The 17396-nt window shown below is 67.7% G+C and carries 14 protein-coding genes; 8 read left to right on the forward strand and 6 right to left on the reverse strand.

Features of this window, described 5'->3' with window-relative positions:
* Positions 1 to 217: 217 nt before the first annotated feature.
* Genes J2W36_RS22035 through J2W36_RS22065 form a run of 7 tightly spaced genes read left to right on the forward strand, consistent with a single transcriptional unit; the run spans position 218 to position 8660 of the window.
* Positions 218 to 1837: a methyl-accepting chemotaxis protein gene (locus J2W36_RS22035; protein ID WP_307691915.1), complete on the forward strand. Its 1620-nt coding sequence runs from the start codon at positions 218 to 220 to the stop codon at positions 1835 to 1837.
* The gene (locus J2W36_RS22040) at positions 1834 to 2370 is read left to right on the forward strand and encodes a chemotaxis protein CheW (protein ID WP_307691916.1); all 537 of its coding nucleotides are present in this window, start codon (positions 1834 to 1836) and stop codon (positions 2368 to 2370) included. The genes J2W36_RS22035 and J2W36_RS22040 overlap by 4 nt, the downstream gene beginning before the upstream one ends.
* Positions 2367 to 3650, forward strand: coding sequence for a CheR family methyltransferase (locus J2W36_RS22045; RefSeq protein WP_307691917.1), 1284 nt, complete (start codon positions 2367 to 2369; stop codon positions 3648 to 3650). The genes J2W36_RS22040 and J2W36_RS22045 overlap by 4 nt, the downstream gene beginning before the upstream one ends.
* Positions 3643 to 4347 (forward strand): chemotaxis protein CheW, encoded by a 705-nt coding sequence (locus tag J2W36_RS22050; RefSeq protein ID WP_307691918.1) that lies wholly within the window; start codon positions 3643 to 3645, stop codon positions 4345 to 4347. Before J2W36_RS22045 ends, J2W36_RS22050 begins: the two co-directional genes overlap by 8 nt.
* The gene (locus J2W36_RS22055) at positions 4344 to 6572 is read left to right on the forward strand and encodes a hybrid sensor histidine kinase/response regulator (RefSeq protein ID WP_307691919.1); all 2229 of its coding nucleotides are present in this window, start codon (positions 4344 to 4346) and stop codon (positions 6570 to 6572) included. The genes J2W36_RS22050 and J2W36_RS22055 overlap by 4 nt, the downstream gene beginning before the upstream one ends.
* Positions 6569 to 7615 (forward strand): chemotaxis response regulator protein-glutamate methylesterase, encoded by a 1047-nt coding sequence (locus J2W36_RS22060; RefSeq protein ID WP_307691920.1) that lies wholly within the window; start codon positions 6569 to 6571, stop codon positions 7613 to 7615. The genes J2W36_RS22055 and J2W36_RS22060 overlap by 4 nt, the downstream gene beginning before the upstream one ends.
* A gap of 1 nt (position 7616) precedes the next feature.
* Positions 7617 to 8660, forward strand: a complete 1044-nt coding sequence (locus J2W36_RS22065; RefSeq protein ID WP_307691921.1) for a diguanylate cyclase — start codon at positions 7617 to 7619, stop codon at positions 8658 to 8660.
* Positions 8661 to 8666: 6 nt separating this feature from the next.
* Here the strand turns inward: J2W36_RS22065 and J2W36_RS22070 are convergent, their stop codons facing one another.
* The 6 genes from J2W36_RS22070 to gabT form a co-directional block, all read right to left on the reverse strand.
* Positions 8667 to 10139, reverse strand: a complete 1473-nt coding sequence (locus tag J2W36_RS22070; RefSeq protein WP_307691922.1) for an NAD-dependent succinate-semialdehyde dehydrogenase — start codon at positions 10137 to 10139, stop codon at positions 8667 to 8669.
* Positions 10140 to 10168: 29 nt separating this feature from the next.
* Positions 10169 to 10987, reverse strand: coding sequence for an ABC transporter permease (locus J2W36_RS22075; RefSeq protein ID WP_307691923.1), 819 nt, complete (start codon positions 10985 to 10987; stop codon positions 10169 to 10171).
* Positions 10988 to 11016: 29 nt separating this feature from the next.
* Positions 11017 to 12273 (reverse strand): ABC transporter permease, encoded by a 1257-nt coding sequence (locus J2W36_RS22080; RefSeq protein WP_307691924.1) that lies wholly within the window; start codon positions 12271 to 12273, stop codon positions 11017 to 11019.
* A 9-nt stretch (positions 12274 to 12282) separates the two neighbouring features.
* A complete protein-coding gene (locus tag J2W36_RS22085) occupies positions 12283 to 13311 on the reverse strand; it encodes an ABC transporter substrate-binding protein (protein WP_307691925.1) in 1029 nt (342 codons plus the stop codon).
* 71 nt (positions 13312 to 13382) lie between these two features.
* Positions 13383 to 14477 carry an ABC transporter ATP-binding protein gene (locus J2W36_RS22090; RefSeq protein ID WP_307691926.1) on the reverse strand — a complete coding sequence of 365 codons (1095 nt, stop codon included), beginning with the start codon at positions 14475 to 14477 and terminating at the stop codon, positions 13383 to 13385.
* A gap of 28 nt (positions 14478 to 14505) precedes the next feature.
* Positions 14506 to 15798 carry a 4-aminobutyrate--2-oxoglutarate transaminase gene (gene gabT, locus J2W36_RS22095; RefSeq protein WP_307691927.1) on the reverse strand — a complete coding sequence of 431 codons (1293 nt, stop codon included), beginning with the start codon at positions 15796 to 15798 and terminating at the stop codon, positions 14506 to 14508.
* Positions 15799 to 15974: 176 nt separating this feature from the next.
* On the opposite strand from gabT, the gene J2W36_RS22100 reads away from it, so the two are divergent.
* Positions 15975 to 17396 (forward strand): aminotransferase-like domain-containing protein, encoded by a 1422-nt coding sequence (locus J2W36_RS22100; RefSeq protein ID WP_307691928.1) that lies wholly within the window; start codon positions 15975 to 15977, stop codon positions 17394 to 17396.

The raw sequence follows: 17396 nt of genomic DNA on the forward strand, positions 1-17396 counted from the left end.
AGTTGTCAATTTCATGTGCCCTGTTTGTGTGCAGCAATCGACAGTGCTGCGCGCGGTTCCCCTCGACTGTCCAAGCGATCGCCCCCAAAACGCGCTGCATCCTCACCAAACCCGCTTCTCGCGTTGACAATTGTTAGCATTGACGCTTCGAGTCTCACCGGCTTGCGCGACCACGCACGCCGGCTGTTCCGCGCTGTCTCCAGTTCACATTACTGCCATGAAAAACCTGACCCTCCGCCAGCGCATGCTCGCCGGCTTTGCCGTGATCCTGGGCATCATGGCGCTGACGGGGATGCTCGATCTGCGGCGCCTCTATCTCATTGACAAGGAGGTGGATGCCATTCGGCAGGATGCCGTGCCGGGGCTTTACTACAGCGCTTCGCTGCGTGCGGCCTGGGGTACGGGTTTCGTTCGCGCGCGCGACGTGCTGGAGCACCCGACGCCCGAGGGCCGCAAGGCGCTGCTGGACTCGCAGGCCAAGGGTGACGCGCAGTTCGACGAGCTGCTCGCGGGCTACCTGAAGTCGGTACGCCACCCCGACGAGACAGCGCTGTACAAGGAATTTCACGCGCTGGTGCTCGAGTTTCGGCGTCAGCGGGACAACCTGCTGGCCGACCAATCCGCTGCCGCACTCAGCGAGGCGCGCACGCGGGTGCACGAGCAACTGACGCCGCAATTCAGCAAGGGCAGCGAAATCCTGCTGAAGATCGTGGCGCTCAACAAGGCGGAAGCCGACGAGGCGACGGACCGTATCGCGGATTCGGTCGGTGCGGGTGAAACCGGCGTCGTCATCTCCCTCGTGCTGGCGCTGGTGGCCGCGCTGGGTTGCGGTTACCTGCTGATGCGTGCCATCACCAAGCCCATGGGCGCCATCGTCGAGGGACTGGCTGAGCTGCGCGCAGGCGATCTCACGCGCCGGCTCGACCTGGCGCGCAATGACGAATTCAACGCCATCGAACAGGGCTTCAACACCACCACCGACGAATTGGCCGCGCTGGTGAGCAAGGCGCAGCGCTCGGCCATCCAGGTGGCGACCTCGGTGACCGAGATTGCCGCCACGTCGCGCCAGCAACAGGCCACGGCCACCGAAGTCGCGGCCACCACCACCGAAATCGGCGCGACGTCGCGCGAGATCTCGGCAACGTCGCGTGACCTGGTGCGCACGATGTCCGAGGTGTCGGGCGCGGCCGAACGCACGGCATCGCTCGCGGGCAATGGTCAGGTGGGTCTGGCGCGCATGGAGGACACCATGCACAACGTGGTCGAGGCTGCCGGTTCGGTGAACTCGAAACTGGCTGTGCTCAACGAGAAGGCCGGCAACATCAACCGCGTGGTGACCACCATCACCAACGTGGCCAACCAGACCAACCTGTTGTCGCTGAATGCCGCCATCGAGGCCGAGAAGGCCGGCGAGTACGGTCGTGGCTTCGTGGTGGTGGCCACCGAAATCCGCCGCCTGGCCGACCAGACCGCCGTGGCGACTTACGACATCGAGCAGATCGTGCGCGAGATCCAGTCGTCGGTGTCCGCCGGCGTGATGGGCATGGACAAGTTCTCCGAAGAAGTGCGCCGCGGCATGGGCGACATGCAGGAGGTCGGCGAGCAGCTCTCGCAGATCATCCAGCAGGTGCAGACACTGGCGCCACGCGTGCAGATGGTCAATGAAGGCATGGGCGCGCAGGCCACGGGCGCCGAGCAGATCAACCAGGCGCTGGTGCAGCTGAGCGAAGCCACGCAGCAGACGGTGGAGTCGCTGCGGCATTCGAGTTCGGCCATCGACGAACTGAACCTGGTGGCCAACGACTTGCGCGCGGGCGTGTCGCGGTTCAAGGTGTGAGCCTGGACACGCGTCCTGCGTCGCCGCTATCGCCGGGCGGCCCCGGCCTGGCGGCGCGCAAACTGTTTCTGCAGTTTCGCATCGGCTGCGACCGCTACCTGCTTGCCGCGGACGTGGTGGTGCAGGTGCTGCCGCCCCAGCCGCTCAAGCAGGTGCCGGGTGCGCCTGATTGGGTCGCCGGCATCCTGTCTTTCAAGGACCGGCCTGTACCGGTGATCGACCTGAGTCACCTGGCCATCGGCCAGGGTGCGCGCCAGGTCACCAGCACGCGCACCGTGCTGGTGGCGCACCGCCACCGGGGGCAGGCGCCAGTGCGCACGCTCGGGCTCATCCTGGAAGGCGTGACGGAGACGCTGCACTGCTGTCCGGCCGACTTCATGCCGAGCGGCCTTGGCGGCGTGCAGGCCCGCTACCTCGGGCCCGTGCTGCAGGACGGGGAGGGCGGCATGCTGCAGTGGGTGGGCGTGGACGAACTGCTGAGCGACGACGTCTGTACGCTGCTGTTCCCTGCGACTGAAGGCAGGCCGGCATGAACGCGGTCGATCTGCGCTTTGGTCCCCTGCTCAAGGCGCGCATCGGGCTGGATTCGGCATCGATCGGCGCGGCCGCCATCGAGCGTGCCGTGCGGTTGCGCGCCACCGCCACGGGCTCTGGCAGCGAAGACGCCTACTGGCAACTGCTACACGCCAAGCCGGGTGAAATGCAGCAGCTCATCGAAGCCGTGGTGGTGCCCGAGACGTGGTTCTACCGCTACCCCGAGTCGCTGGTGGCGTTGGTGGACGTGGTGCGCGCGCGACTCGCACGCGAGCCCGGGCCGGTGCGCATTCTGAGCCTGCCGTGCTCCACGGGCGAGGAGCCGTATTCCATCGTCATGGCGCTGCTCGACGCGGGCATCGCGCCCTCACAGTTGGCCGTCGACGCCATGGACGTGAGCGAGGCGGTGATCGCGCGGGCGCGCCTGGCGGTCTATGGCCCCAACTCCTTTCGGGGCGAGGCCGACGGCTGGCGCCAGCGTTACTTCACGACCGGTGCTCAGGGCGACGTGCTGTCGCGGCGTGTGGCGGACCTGGTGCATTTCCAGTCCGGCAACCTGTTCGACACGCCTTTGCCGCAGGCAACAGCCTCCACTTACGACATCGTCTTTTGCCGCAATCTGTTGATCTACTTCGACACGCCCACGCAGGAGCGCGCCGTGCGCCTGCTCCGGCAATTGGCACGCCGCGACGGCATGCTCTTCGTCGGCCCGGCCGAGGCCAGCCTGCTCACGCGCCAGGGCATGCGCGCGTGGCGACTGCCGCACGCTTTCGCCTTTCACGTTGCGCCCTTGCCCGTGCTCGCGCCTGCACCCGTGCCCTCGACTTTGAATCGGCCCGCCGCGCTCATGGCGCGGCCACCGGCCCTGCGTGCGCCGGCGCGCGCCGCCACCGCACGTCGCTGGTCGACTTTGATCGCCCGAGACGCCAGCGCGCCCGCGGCTGCGAGCGATGCCACGGGCTCATCCGACGAGACGGCCCTGGCCGAAATCTCCCGCCTGGCCGACCGGGGCGAGACCACGCTGGCACTGGCCGCCTGCGAGCGCTGGCTGGCCACCCGGTCACCGACGGCGCAGGTGTTCTACCTGCAGGGCCTGCTGCACGATGCCGCAGGACGCTCCGAAGCGGCGCAAATGGCCTACCGCAAGGCGCTGTACCTGGACCCCCGACACCGCGAGACCCTTGCGCACCTGGCGGCACTGCTTGCCTCACAGGGCGACACCGAAGGCGCGCGCCGCTTGCAGGCACGCGGCGCACGCAAGGAGCGCCAGCATGGATAACCGCCAAGCTCCCGGGGCCGATGCGCAGGCAGCGCCGCTGGACGATTGCTGGAACCGAATCGGCAGCCAGGGCAACAAGCAGTGCGAGCGCCTGGCCGAGCACATCCATTGCCGCAACTGCCCGGTGTTCGCTCGCGCAGCCCGCGCGGTGATCGACCGCCTGGTTCCGCAGGCGATCGATGCACCGGCGATTGTCGAAGCGCCCGCGCTGCTGCACATGGCGGCGTACAGCATGGCATTGCTGGTTTTTCGCGTGCAGGGCGAATGGCTCGGACTGCCCACGCGCGTGCTCGACCATGTGAGCCCGGTGCGGCCCGTGCACACGCTGCCGCATCACTGGGACCCGACTGTGCTGGGCGTGACCAATGTGCGTGGCACGCTGACCGTGTGCATCTCGCTGGCGCGCATGCTGGGCATCGATGCGGGACCGCCGACCCCGGCGACCGCAGACGCGCATGCGCGGCCCGGCGAGCCCCGCATGCTGGTGATGGGCGGGCCAGGGCGCGCCGTGGTGTTGCCGGTCGACGAGGTCGACGGTATCTACCGCGTGGCCGAGTCCGACGTCGATGCGTTGCCCGCCACGCTGGCGCAGTCGAGCGTCCGATGCGCGCGGGGCGTGGTGCGCTGCGGCCCGCATGTGGTCGGGGTGCTCGACGAGGTGGCACTCACGCGTTCGCTCGACCGGAGCCTGACATGAACCCCGATGAGATCCGCGACGCGTCCCTGCTGGAGCTGTTCCAGATGGAAGCCGTCACGCAGGTTCAGGTGCTCAACGACGGGCTGCTCGCACTCGAACGCGACCCGCGCGCCGCCGCCCACCTGGAATCCTGTATGCGCGCCGCGCATTCGCTCAAGGGCGCCGGGCGCATCGTCGATCTGGAGCCGGCCGTCCGCATTGCCCATGCCATGGAAGACTGCCTGGTCAGCGCGCAGGAGGGCCGCCTGCTGCTGCAGCCGAGCGACATCGATGCATTGCTCATGGGGGCCGACCTGTTGCTGCGTGTGGCCACGCCGGGCGTCGATCTGGAGGCCGACATTGCGCAGTTGCAGGCGCGCCTGAGTGCCGCGCCTGTGGCACGCACGCGTGCCGAGGCTTCTGCACCTGCACCTGCGCCGCAACCGGCAGCGCCTGTTGCTGCATCGGCGGCAGCAGCAGCCGACGACGAGCGCGTGCTGCGCGTGACCGCCGACACCCTCAACCGCCTGCTCGGCCTGTCGAGCGAAACGCTGGTCGAGGCGCACCGGCTCGAACCGCTCAACGCCGCCATGCTGCGGCTCAAGCGCCAGCAAAGCGAAGCTGCACGCGCGCTGGAAACGCTGCGCGAGCAGCTCGCAGTGCAGCAACCGCCACCGGACGCGCGCGTACAGGCGACGCTCGATCATGCCGTGCAGCTCATGGGTGATTGCGCGCAGACGCTCGGGCGCCGCATGGACGAACTCGACCAGTTCGGCTGGCGCATGACGCATCTGTCGCAGCGTCTCTACGACACGGCCCTGGCCTGTCGCATGCGGCCCTTCGGCGACGGCATCGGCCCCATGGCGCGTTCGGTGCGTGACCTGGCCCGGGCGCTGGGCAAGCAGGTGCGGCTGGACGTGGAAGGCGACGCCACCCAGGTCGACCGCGACATCCTGGAAAAGCTCGAAGCGCCCCTGACGCACCTGCTGCGCAACGCGCTGGATCACGGCATCGAATCGCCGGCAGACCGGCAGGCTGCGGGCAAGCCTGCCGAAGGCGTGGTGCGGCTGCAGGCGCGCCACAGTGCGGGCATGCTGGTCATCGAAATCGGCGACGACGGGCGCGGCATCGACCTGGTGCAACTGCGCGAGGAAGTGGTGCGGCGCGAGCTGTCGACCGCGCCGACCGTGGCGCGGCTCAGCGAGGCCGAGCTTCTTGAATTCCTGTTCCTCCCGGGCTTCAGCACCCGCACGGCCGTCACGGAGATTTCGGGGCGCGGGGTCGGGCTCGATGTCGTGCAGAACATGGTGCGGCAGTTGCGCGGCTCCGTGCGTGTGCACCAGAAAACGGGCGTCGGCATGCGCTTCGTGCTGGAAATGCCGCTGTCGCTGTCGGTGATGCGCAGCCTGCTGGTGGACATCGGCGGCGAACATTACGCATTTCCACTGGCGTATGTCACGCATGCACTGGAGGTACCGCACACCGCCATCGAACAGCTCGAAGGCCATCAGCACCTGCGCTTCCAGGGGCGGCAGATCAGCCTCGTGTCGGCACGCCAGCTGCTGCAGTACGGTAACGCGATGCAGACGCCTGACCCTGCGAGCGTGGTGGTGATTGGCGAGCATGGCAGCATGTACGGCGTGGCGGTCGATCGGTTCATCGGTGAACGCACCGTGGTTGTGCAGCCGCTCGACCCGCGCCTGGGCAAGGTGCGCGACATCCAGGCCGGCGCGCTCATGGAAGACGGCGCGCCGCTGCTGATCCTCGACGTGGAAGACCTGCTGCTGTCCATCGGCAAGCTGGTTGCCGACGGCCGCTTGGCGCGCGTGGACGCCAGCGGCAGCGGCAGCGTCGCGGGCGTGACGCGCCGCCAGCGCGTGCTGGTGGTCGATGACTCTTTGACCGTGCGTGAACTGGAACGCAAGTTGCTCACCCAACGCGGCTATCAGGTGGCCGTGGCGGTCGACGGCATGGACGGCTGGAACATGTTCCGCGCCGAGCCCTTCGACCTGGTGGTGACCGACGTGGACATGCCGCGCATGGACGGCATCGAGCTGGTCACGCGCATCAAGCGCGATCCGCGGCTGCAGAACGTCCCGGTGATCGTGGTGTCGTACAAGGACCGGGAGGAAGACCGGCAGCGCGGCCTCGACGCCGGCGCTGACTACTATCTGGCCAAAAGCAGCTTCCACGATGAAGCCCTGCTGGAGGCCGTGGAAGACCTGATCGGAAGGGCGCACACGTGAAGATCGGCATCGTCAACGACATGCCCCTGGCGGTCGAGGCGCTCAAGCGTGCCATTGCGCTGGAGCCAAGCTACGCGGTCGTGTGGGTGGCTGGCAATGGGGCCGAGGCCATCGAGCGTTGTGGAGCCCTGCGACCGGACGTCATCCTCATGGACCTGCTCATGCCCGTGATGGACGGCGTCGAAGCCACGCGGCGCATCATGGCGCAGACGCCCTGTGCGATCGTGGTGGTGACGGGCGATGTGAGCGGGCAGACCAGCCGTGTGTTCGACGCCATGGGCCATGGCGCCCTCGACGCCGTCAACACGCCCGCGCTCGGCCAGGGCGACATTCGCGATGCCGCCGCGCCGTTGCTGCGCAAGATTCGAAACGTCGGCTGGCTCATCGGGCGCTATGACGCGGCGCGGGTTCCTGCACCCGCTGCCGCTGCCACACGCCAGTCCGCCGCACCGTCGACGCGCCTGGTGGCCATTGGCGCTTCGGCCGGTGGCCCGGCGGCGCTGGCCGAACTGCTGCGGGTTTTGCCAGCGGATTTCCCCGCGGCCATCGTGCTGGTGCAGCACGTGGATGCGCATTTCGCCGCGGGCATGGCGACGTGGTTCAACGAACAGACCCCACTGCCCGTGCGGCTGGCCATGGCTGGCGACGTACCGCTGGCCGGTACCGTCCTGCTGGCAGGCACGGACGACCATCTGCATCTGCGGGCGAATGGCCGCCTGGCCTATGGCAGCGAGCCGGTCGAGTCGCTTTACCGGCCCTCCATCGACGTTTTTTTTCAGTGCGTGGCGACCCACTGGCAGGGCGAGGCAGTGGGCATCCTGCTCACGGGCATGGGCCGCGACGGCGCGCAGGGCCTGAAGGCCATGCGCCAACGCGGCTTCCTCACCCTGGCCCAGGACCAGGCCAGCAGCGCCGTCTATGGCATGCCCAAGGCGGCGGCAGCGATTGGCGCCGCCGTGGAAATCCGGTCGCCGGCGGAGATCGCATCGCGCCTGCTGGGCCTCTTTCCCGCCGCCCGCCCGCCGTACCCTCCAGGACACTGACATGCTCCCGATACCCGATACCGACACTTACTTCGCGCTCCCGGAGCCTCTGCACTCGACCATGGTCCTCCTGGTGGACGACCAGTACATGGTGGGCGAGGCCATCCGGCGCGCGCTGATGTCCGAGCCGGACATTGCCTTTCACTTCTGCGCCGATCCGGCCCAGGCATTGGCGGTCGCCGTGCAGACCCGCCCGACCGTGATCCTCCAGGACCTGGTGCTACCGGGCGTCAATGGTCTGACGCTGGTCGAGGCCTACCGCGCGCATCCGGTGACGCGCGACATTCCGATCATCGTGCTCTCAACCAAGGAGGATGCGGCGATCAAGAGTGCGGCCTTCACCGCCGGTGCCAACGACTACCTGGTCAAGCTGCCCGAGACGATCGAGCTGATCGCGCGCATTCGCTACCACTCCCGCTCCTACCTGGCGATGCTCCAGCGCGACGAGGCCTACCAGGCGCTGCGCAAGAGCCAGCAGCAGCTGCTCGAATCGAATCTGGAACTGCGCCGCCTGACCAATTCGGACGGCCTCACCGGCTTGGGCAACCGCCGCTACTTCGACGAATACCTGTCGGCCGAGTGGGAGCGCGGCCTGCGCGAAGGCCGCGAGGTGAGTGTGCTCATGGTCGACGTCGATCACTTCAAGACCTTCAATGACGGCTATGGCCACGTGCCGGGCGACGAGGCGCTCAAGCAGGTGGCGCGCACGCTGCTGGCCAGTTGCGATCGGTCGTCGGGTCTGGCCGCGCGCTTTGGTGGCGAAGAGTTTTGCCTGGTGCTGCCGGGCACGCCACTCGGCGGCGGCCGGCTGATTGCCGAAAAGCTGCGCCGCGCGGTGGAGAGCCTGCAGATCCCGCACGAAGGCTCGCCCACGTCGCCGTGGCTGACGGTGAGCGTGGGCGTGAGCGCCGGCGTGCCTCACGCCTCGGGCATGTCCTCCAAGATCGTCGAATGCGCAGACGTCAACCTGTACGAAGCCAAGCGGCTCGGGCGCAACCGCGTGGTCGCCGGCGTGTTGACCTCACTGCCCCCGGACCCGCTCTGAGCGTTCCTACTTCTGGATGTCGCCCAGGCAGAGGTACTTGATCTCCACGTAATCCTCCATGCTGTGGTGCGAGCCCTCGCGGCCCAGGCCCGACTGCTTGACGCCGCCAAAGGGCACGTGCTCGGTGGCGATCACGCCTGCGTTGATGCCGACCATGCCGTATTCCAGTGCCTCCGCCACGCGGAAGATGCGACCCACGTCGCGGCTGTAGAAGTAGCTCGCCAGCCCGAATTCAGTGGCGTTGGCCGCGTCGATGGCTTCCTGCTCGGACTTGAAGCGGAACACCGGCGCGAAGGGACCGAAGGTTTCTTCCCGTGCGCAGAGCATGTCCGGCGTGGCGTCCGCGATCAGCGTGGGTTCGAAGAACTGGCCCTGGAGCTTGTGGCCGCCCGCCATCAGCCGGCCGCCCTTGGCGAGGGCGTCGTCGACGTGGCGCTGTACCTTGGCCACGGCAGCATCCTCGATCAGCGGACCTTGCAGCACGCCGGCCTCGAAGCCATTGCCCACCTTCAGCGACTTGACCTTGGCTGCGAGCTTCTCGATGAAGACGTCGTACACGCCTTCCTGCACGTACAGCCGGTTGGCGCACACGCAGGTCTGCCCGGCGTTGCGGTACTTGCTGGCGATGGCGCCTTCGACAGCCGAGTCGATGTCGGCGTCGTCGAAGACCAGGAAGGGCGCGTTGCCACCCAGCTCCAGCGACAGCTTCTTGATGGTCGGCGCGCACTGGCGCATCAGGATGCGGCCCACTTCGGTGGAGCCGGTGAAGCTCAGGTGGCGCACCACGTCGCTCTCGCAGAGTTCCTTGCCGATCTCGATGCTGTTGTCTGCGTCGGCGCTCAGCACGTTGAGCACGCCGGCTGGAATGCCCGCGCGCAGCGCCAGTTCGGCCACGGCCAACGCCGTCAGCGGCGTGAGTTCGGCTGGCTTGATGACCACCGTGCAGCCCGCAGCCAGCGCTGGCGCGACCTTGCGGGTGATCATCGCCAGCGGGAAGTTCCAGGGCGTGATGGCCGCGCACACGCCGATGGGCTGCTTCATCACGAGCAGGCGCCGGTTGTTGTCGAACTGCGGCAGCGTCTCGCCGTTCACGCGCTTGGCTTCTTCGGCGAACCACTCGATGAAGCTGGCCCCGTAGGCCACCTCGCCCTTGGCTTCCGCAAAGGGTTTGCCTTGCTCGGCCGTCATCAGACGGCCCAGGTCTTCCGTGTGGGCCATCAACAGGTCGAACCACTTGCGCAGCACGATGCTGCGCTCCTTGCCGGTCCGGGCGCGCCAGCCGATCAGCGCCCGTGCGGCTGCCGCGATGGCGGTGGCCGCATCGGCGCGCGTGAGGTTGGCCACATCGGCCAGCTTGAGGCCCGTGGCCGGGTCGTTCACGTCGAAGCGACCGGTGCCGGCGATCCACTGGCCGTCGATGAGCGCGTCGGTCTTGAGCAGGGTCGGGTCGTTCAGGAGTGCGAGGGGTGAGCTGTTCATGGGAGGGAGGGAGGAAGGGATGGGTTCGTTCAACCGCGGCGCCCGCGCAGCCATTCGAGCGCGAGCAGCAGGGTGGTGGTGAAAAGAATCAGCAGCGTGGCGACGGCCGCAATGGTGGGCGAAATGTTCTCACGGATGCCAGTGAACATCTGGCGCGGCAGCGTGACCTGGTCGGGGCCGGCCAGGAACAGGGTGACGACCACCTCGTCGAACGAGGTCGCAAAGGCGAACAGCGCGCCCGAGATCACGCCCGGTGCGATCACCGGCAGCGTGATGCGCCGGAAGGTGTGAAAGGGCGTCTCTCCCAGGCTCAGCGAGGCGCGCACCAGGTTCTGGTTGAAGCCCGCCAGCGTGGCCAGCACGGTGGTCAACACGAAAGGGGCGCCCAATGCAGCATGCACGGTGATCAGCCCGAGGTAGGTGTCGGCCAGCCCGAGCGGTGCGAAGTACAGGTAGGTGGCCACGCCCACCACCACGATCGGCACCACCATCGGCGAGATCAGCACGCTCATCAGCAACCCCTTGAACGCGAAGTTCGTGCGCGACAGCCCGACCGCGGCCAGCGTGCCCAGCACCGTGGCGATGACAGTGGCCGCTGGCGCGATGATGAAGCTGTTGCGCGCCGCACGCCCCCACTCGGGCGAATCGAACAGGTTGTGATACCAGCGCAGCGACCAGCCCGGCATCGGGTAGGCGAGGAAGGAGCTCGACGAGAACGACAGCGGAATGATCACCAGGATCGGCGCCAGCAGGAAGGCCAGCACCGCCACGCACAGGCCGCGCACCAGCCACCAGCCGAGCTTGTCGGCCAGCGTGAAATAGGCGGGGAATTCAGGAAACTTCAACATGCTTGTCTTTCGTGGGCGGAGCGCGGCGGTCAACCCAGGCTCAGCTCGGCCTTGCCAATGCGGCGGTAGACCGCATAGAGCGCCAGCGTGGCGGCCAGCAGCAGCGCACCGAGCGCGCAGGCCATGCCCCAGTTGACTTCGACGTTGGTGTAGCGCGCGATGTAGTAGCTCAGCATCTGGTCGTCGGCGCCGCCGAGCAGCGCGGGCGTCACGTAGTAGCCGATGGCCAGGATGAACACCAGCAGCGCACCGGCGCCGATGCCCGGGTAGGTCTGCGGCACGTACACGCGGAAAAAGGCCGCCAGCGGCGAGCTGCCCAGCGACACGGCCGCGCGCAAGTAGGTGGGCGGCACGCTCTTCATCACGCTGTACAGCGGCAGGATCATGAAGGGCAGCAGGATGTGGACCATCGAGATGATCACGCCCGTGCGGTTGAACAGCAGCGCGAGCGGCGTGTCGATGAGGCCGATGCCCATCAGGCCCCGGTTGACCAGGCCCTCGGACTGCAGCAGCACGATCCAGGCGGCCACGCGTACCAGGATCGAGGTCCAGAACGGCACCAGCACGAGGATCATCAGGATGTTGGCGCGGCGCGCGGGCAGGGTCGACAGCCACCAGGCCAGCGGGTAGGCCAGCAGCAGGCAGAACAAGGTGACCACCGCGCTGATCTGGAAGGTGCGCAGCAGGATGCCGCCAAAGGCACGCTGGTCTTCGGGCATGCGCTCGACGCTGCCCGTGGCGTCGCGCTTCAAGTCGACGGACGCCAGCAGATAGTCGGGCGTCCAGCGCGAGCCGTTCTTGGCGATCGCCTGCCAGAACGGCGCTTCGCCCCATCGCGCATCGAGTTCGAGCATGCGGGCCTTCACCTCGTCGGGCGTGCCCGCGATGGGCAGGGCGCGGAAGGTGCCCATCACCAGCGACCGGGCGCCGGCGATCTCGGTGTTGAGGCGGCGTGCCAGGGCACCTGCGTCGGAGCTGTCGGGCAGCTGGCCGAGGTCGGCCGCGACCGCCGCGTAGGCGTCAGCAGGTGGCGTTCCGGTGCGGTTCCAGCCGTCGAGCGCACGCACGGTGCGCGGCAACGCGTTGGCGACCTCGGGGTTCTCGACCGCGCGCTGCAGCAGCGCGACGATCGGCACTACCAGCGTGAGCAGCAGGAACACCAGCAGTGGCAGGGTCAGCGAGAAGGCGCGCCACTTGCGGCGCAACTCCGCACGTGCGAGCGCGCGCCGGAGTTCGCCCGGCGGCGCCTCGGCCGTGAGGGGGGTGACGAGGGTCGCCGTGCGCATGGCGGTGGCTTACTGCGTGGCCCAGGCCGCGAAGCGCTTCTCCAGCGCCTCGCCCTGGTCGGCCCAGAAGGTGACGCTGAACTGCAGTGCTTCCTTGGCGTTGGCCGCCGACGTCGGCAGGTCGGCCAGCACCTTCTTGTCGAGCGCGGCGAGCGCCTTGGTGTTGGTTGGGCCGTAAGCGATGTTCTGCGCGTACACGGCCTGGTTCTCGGGTTTCATCGCGAACTGGATGAACTTCAGAGAAGCTTCCTTGTTGGGCGCGCCCTTGGGAATCACCCAGTAGTCCAGGTCGTAGATGCCGCCTGGCCAGTAGATCTTCAGGTCGCGGCCTTCGCGATTGGCCGCGTCGATGCGGCCGTTGAACACGGTGGTCAGCACCACGTCGCCGGCCACCAGGAACTGCGGCGGCTGCGCGCCGGCCTCCCACCACTGGATGTTGGGCTTGAGCTCGGTGAGCTTCTTGAAGGCGCGCTCGGCACCGTCCTTGGTGGCCAGCACCTTGTAGACGTCGGCCGGCTTCACGCCGTCGGCCATCAGGGCGAATTCGAGGTTGTAGCGCGCGCCCTTGCGCATGCCGCGCTTGCCGGGGATCTTCTTCACGTCCCAGAAGTCGGCCCAACTGGTGGGCGCGGTCTTGAGCTTGTCGCCGTTGTAGGCCATCACGGTCGACCATACGAACACGCCCACGCCGCATTCGGTGACGGCGGACGGTAGGAAGTCGGCCTTGTTGCCGATCTTCGAATAGTCGAGCTTCTCGAACAGGCCCTCGTCGCAGCCGCGCGCCACATCGGGCGATTCGACCTCCACCACGTCCCAGGTGACCTTCTTGGTCTCGACCATGGCCTTGATCTTGGCCTGCTCACCGTTGTATTCGACGGGCACGACCTGCGTGCCGGTCTTGGCATAGGGCTCGTAGTAGGCCTTCTTCTGCGCGTTCGCGTTGGCGCCACCGAAGTTGACGACGGTGATCTGCTGCTGGGCGAGCGCCGGCAGCGCGAAGGCGGCTGCGACGGTGCAAGCGAGAAGTGTCTTTTTCATGGCGGGGAAATCCTCAGGAGTTGGCTGGCAAAAAAACAGAAAGAGAAAAGCGGGGGCGTTGGACCACGCGGTCAGACGGCATACAGGCGCGCGTGATGCGCCGGGAATTCGAGCGACACCGACTCGCCGGCCTGCGGCGGCGCGCTCCCGTCCAGGCCGGTGAGCGGCACCTTCACGGTGGCCTCGGCCTGTTCGCCGCCCACGCGGCACAGCAGGCGCAGGTGGTCGCCGTAGTAGATGACGCGCGCCACCTCGGCGGCCAGGCTGTTGGTACCGGCCGGTTCGCCCTGGCGGCGCAGCACCACGCGTTCGGGCCGGATGCACAGCTCGACTGCCGCGTCCGCAGCCGCGTTGCTCACGTTCAGTCCTTCGAGCACGCGGCCGTCGGGCAGTGCCATCGCAGGCCGGTCGCCCGCCACGCGCAGCGTGCCCTTGAGCACGGTGTTGTCGCCCACGAAGCCGGCCACGAAGCGGTTGGCAGGCATCTCGTAGAGGCGGTCGACGGTGTCCAGCTGCTGGATCACGCCTTCGTTGAACACGGCCACGCGGTCGCTCATGGTGAGCGCCTCGCCCTGGTCGTGCGTCACGTAGACGAAGGTCACGCCCAATTGGCGATGCAGGTCCTTCAGCTCGATCTGCATGTGCTCGCGCAGTTGCTTGTCGAGGGCGCCGAGCGGTTCGTCCATGAGCACCAGTTGCGGCTCGAACACCAGCGCGCGCGCCAGCGCCACGCGCTGCTGCTGGCCGCCCGAGAGCTGGCCGGGCAGCCGGTCGGCCATGCCTTTGAGCTGCACCATGTCGAGCGCGCGCTTCACGCGGCTGACCTGCTCGTCCTTGGAGACTTTGCGCACGGTCAGCGGATAGGCCACGTTCTGGCCAACCGTCAGGTGGGGGAACAGCGCGTAGTTCTGGAACACCATGCCGAAGTGCCGCTTGTGCGGCGGCGTGCCGGTGATCTGGCGGCCGTCGAGCAGGATGTCGCCCGAAGTCGGCGACTCGAAGCCGGCCAGCATCATCAGCGTGGTGGTCTTGCCGGAGCCGGATGGGCCGAGCAGGCTCAGGAACTCGCCCCGGCGGATGTCCAGGTCGAGCTGGCGCACCACCAGGTGCTCGCCGTCGTAGGTCTTCTGGACGCGCTGGAAGCGGACCAGGGGTTCGTCAGTCATTGGAAGAGGTGCTCAACAGTAGGTGCGCTCAGCGCAGGGCGGCAAAGCTGGCTGCCAGGATCGACAGGCCTTCGTCCACTAGCAAGTCAGAGGCCGTCAGCGGCACCAGCACGCGGATCACGTTGCCGTAGGTGCCGCACGACAGCAGGATCAGGCCTCGGCGGGCGGCCTCGGCCACCACGTTGCGGGTGAGCGCGGCGTCGGGCCTGGCGAGGTCACCGCCTTCGAACAGTTCGATGGCCACCATCGCGCCCAGTCCGCGCACGTCGCCGATGGCGGGCTCGCTGGCTGCGATACCGCGCAGCCCGGCCGTCAGGCGCTCGCCCAGCGTGCGGCTGCGCGCGAGCAATTGCTCGGCTTCGAAGACCTCGAGCACGGCGAGCGCTGCAGCGCAGCCGATCGGGCTGCCGGCATAGGTGCCGCCCAGGCCACCGGGGGCGGGTGCGTCCATGACTTCGGCGCGGCCGACCAGCCCGGAAATCGGGAACCCGCCGGCCATCGACTTGGCGGTGGTGATCAGGTCGGGCGCCACTGGCCATTGCTCGCAGGCGAACCAGGTGCCGGTGCGGCCGGCGCCGGTCTGCACCTCGTCGGCAATCAGCAGGATGCCGTAGCGGTCGGCCAGCGCGCGCAGGCCTGCGACGAAATCGTGCGGTGCCACATAGAAGCCGCCTTCGCCCTGGACGGGTTCGAGGATGAAGGCCGCCACGCGCTCGGGCTCGATGTCGTTCTTGAACAGCAGCTCGACCGAATGCAGCGCGTCGTCCACGCTCACGCCGTGCAGCGCGTTCGGGTAGAGCGCATGGAACACCTCGCCCGGGAACGGGCCGAAGCCGAGTTTGTACGGCGCGACCTTGCCGGTCAGGCCCAGCGTCATCATGGTGCGGCCGTGGTAGCCGCCGGTGAAGGCGATCACGCCGGGCCGCCGGGTGTAGGCGCGCGCCACCTTGACGGCGTTTTCCACCGCCTCGGCGCCGGTGCTCAGGAAGATCGACTTCTTGGTGAAATTGCCCGGTGCCAGCGCGTTCAGGCGTTCGGCCAGCTCGACATAGGGCTCGTAGGCCAGCACCTGGAAGCAGGTGTGCGAGTACAGGTCGACCTGCGCCTTGACCGCCGCGCTGATCTGCGGGTGGCAGTGGCCGGTGTTGAGCACGGCAATGCCGCCGGCAAAGTCGACATAGCGGCGGCCTTCGACGTCCCAGACTTCGGCGTTGCTGGCGCGGCTGACGAAGATTTCATGGGTCTGGCCGACGCCGCGGGCAACCGCGGCATGGCGCCGGGCCATGAGGGCCGCATTGCTGAGATGGGGTTCGCGCTGCATGGGTACAACCTGTGCTTGTGGAGGAATGGGACAACTTTAGGTTTTGCCCGGCAGCGCCGCCATGTACACCCGCAGCGATGCTTTTGTGGACTGTGCTGGTCTTGTATCCTGTACATACTTTCCTCAATCTGGTGCATTTCTGCGCATCGGGCCTTTCTTATCTGGCCTCTTCTTTCATGCTGATTCTTCGCCCCGACCTCCCCACGCCGCTCGTCAGCCAGATCGTGGAAGGTTTGCGCGGATTGATCGGCACCCAGAAGCTGCGCGCCGAGACCAAGCTGCCCTCGATCCGCGCCTTTGCGGCGGCGCATGGCGTGAGCGTGTTCACCGTGGTGGAGGCCTACGACCGGCTCGTGGCGCAGGGGCTGCTGGTGTCGCGCGCCAATGCGGGCTTTTTCGTCAAGCGGCGCAGCGAGGAGGGCGGCGGCCCGGCGATGGCGCCGCGGGCCGACCCGCGCTTCGATGCACGCTGGTACCTGCAGCAGATCTTCGAGAACCGCAACCTGCCGCTCAAGCCGGGCTGCGGCTGGCTGCCGCATGACTGGCTGTTCGAGGACGGCATGCGCCGCAGCCTGCGCCATCTGGCCTCCGAAGGCACCGACATCGGCGGCTACGGGCTGCCCTTCGGGCACATGGCGCTGCGCATGGCGGTGGCCGAATCGCTCTCGGAGCACCAGATCGTCGTCGATGCGGCCCAGGTGCTGCTCACTCAGGGGTCGAGCCAAGCGCTCGATCTGGTGGCGCGCCGCCTGCTCAAGCCCGGCGACGCCGTGCTGGTGGACGACCCGGGCTACCCCAACCTGATGTTCATGCTGCGATTCCTGGGCGTCGAACTCATCGGCGTGCCACGTACCCCTCAGGGCTACGACCTGCCGGCGCTGGAGGCGCTGCTCGCCGTGCACCGGCCAAAAGCCTTTTTCACGCAGCCGCGCCTGCAGAGCCCGACCTGCTCGATGGCGTCGATGCCCCAATTGGTGCGCCTGCTGCAATTGGCGCAGGCGCACGATTTCGTGCTGGTGGAAAACGACATCTACGCCGACATGGACGCCTCCATGCGGCCGTCGCTCGCCAGCCTGGCGCAGTTGCGCCAGGTGGTCTACGTCGGCAGCTTTTCGAAAACCATCTCGCCCAACATCCGCGTGGGTTACGTCGTCGCGCAGCCCGAACTGCTGGCCGACCTGGCCCAGCTGAAGATGGTGTCGGGCCTGACCTCGTCGGACATCACCGAGCGGCTGGCCTTCAGCGTGGTCACCGACGGCCGCTGGCGCAAGCATCTCAAGGGGCTGCGCGAGCGGCTGGCGCAGGCGCATGGCCAGGTGGCACGCCGCCTCGACAGCCTGGGCTTCGAGCTGTTCGTCGAATCCGCGGCCGGCATGTACCTGTGGGCGCGACACCCCGACATCAGCGACGGCGCCGAGCTGTCCAAGCGCGCGGCAGGCGAGGGCATCATGCTCGGGCCGGGGCAACTGTTTCTGGTGCATCCGCGGCCCACCGGATGGCTGCGCTTCAACGTGGCGTTCTGCGAGGACGAACGGCTCTGGCGCTTTCTGGAGCGCAGCATTGCACAGCAGGGTGTGGAGTTGGCGCCCGAAGCCTGA

It is taken from the genome of Variovorax ginsengisoli (assembly GCF_030811835.1).
In the GTDB taxonomy this organism is placed as follows: Bacteria; Pseudomonadota; Gammaproteobacteria; order Burkholderiales; family Burkholderiaceae_C; genus Variovorax; species Variovorax ginsengisoli_C.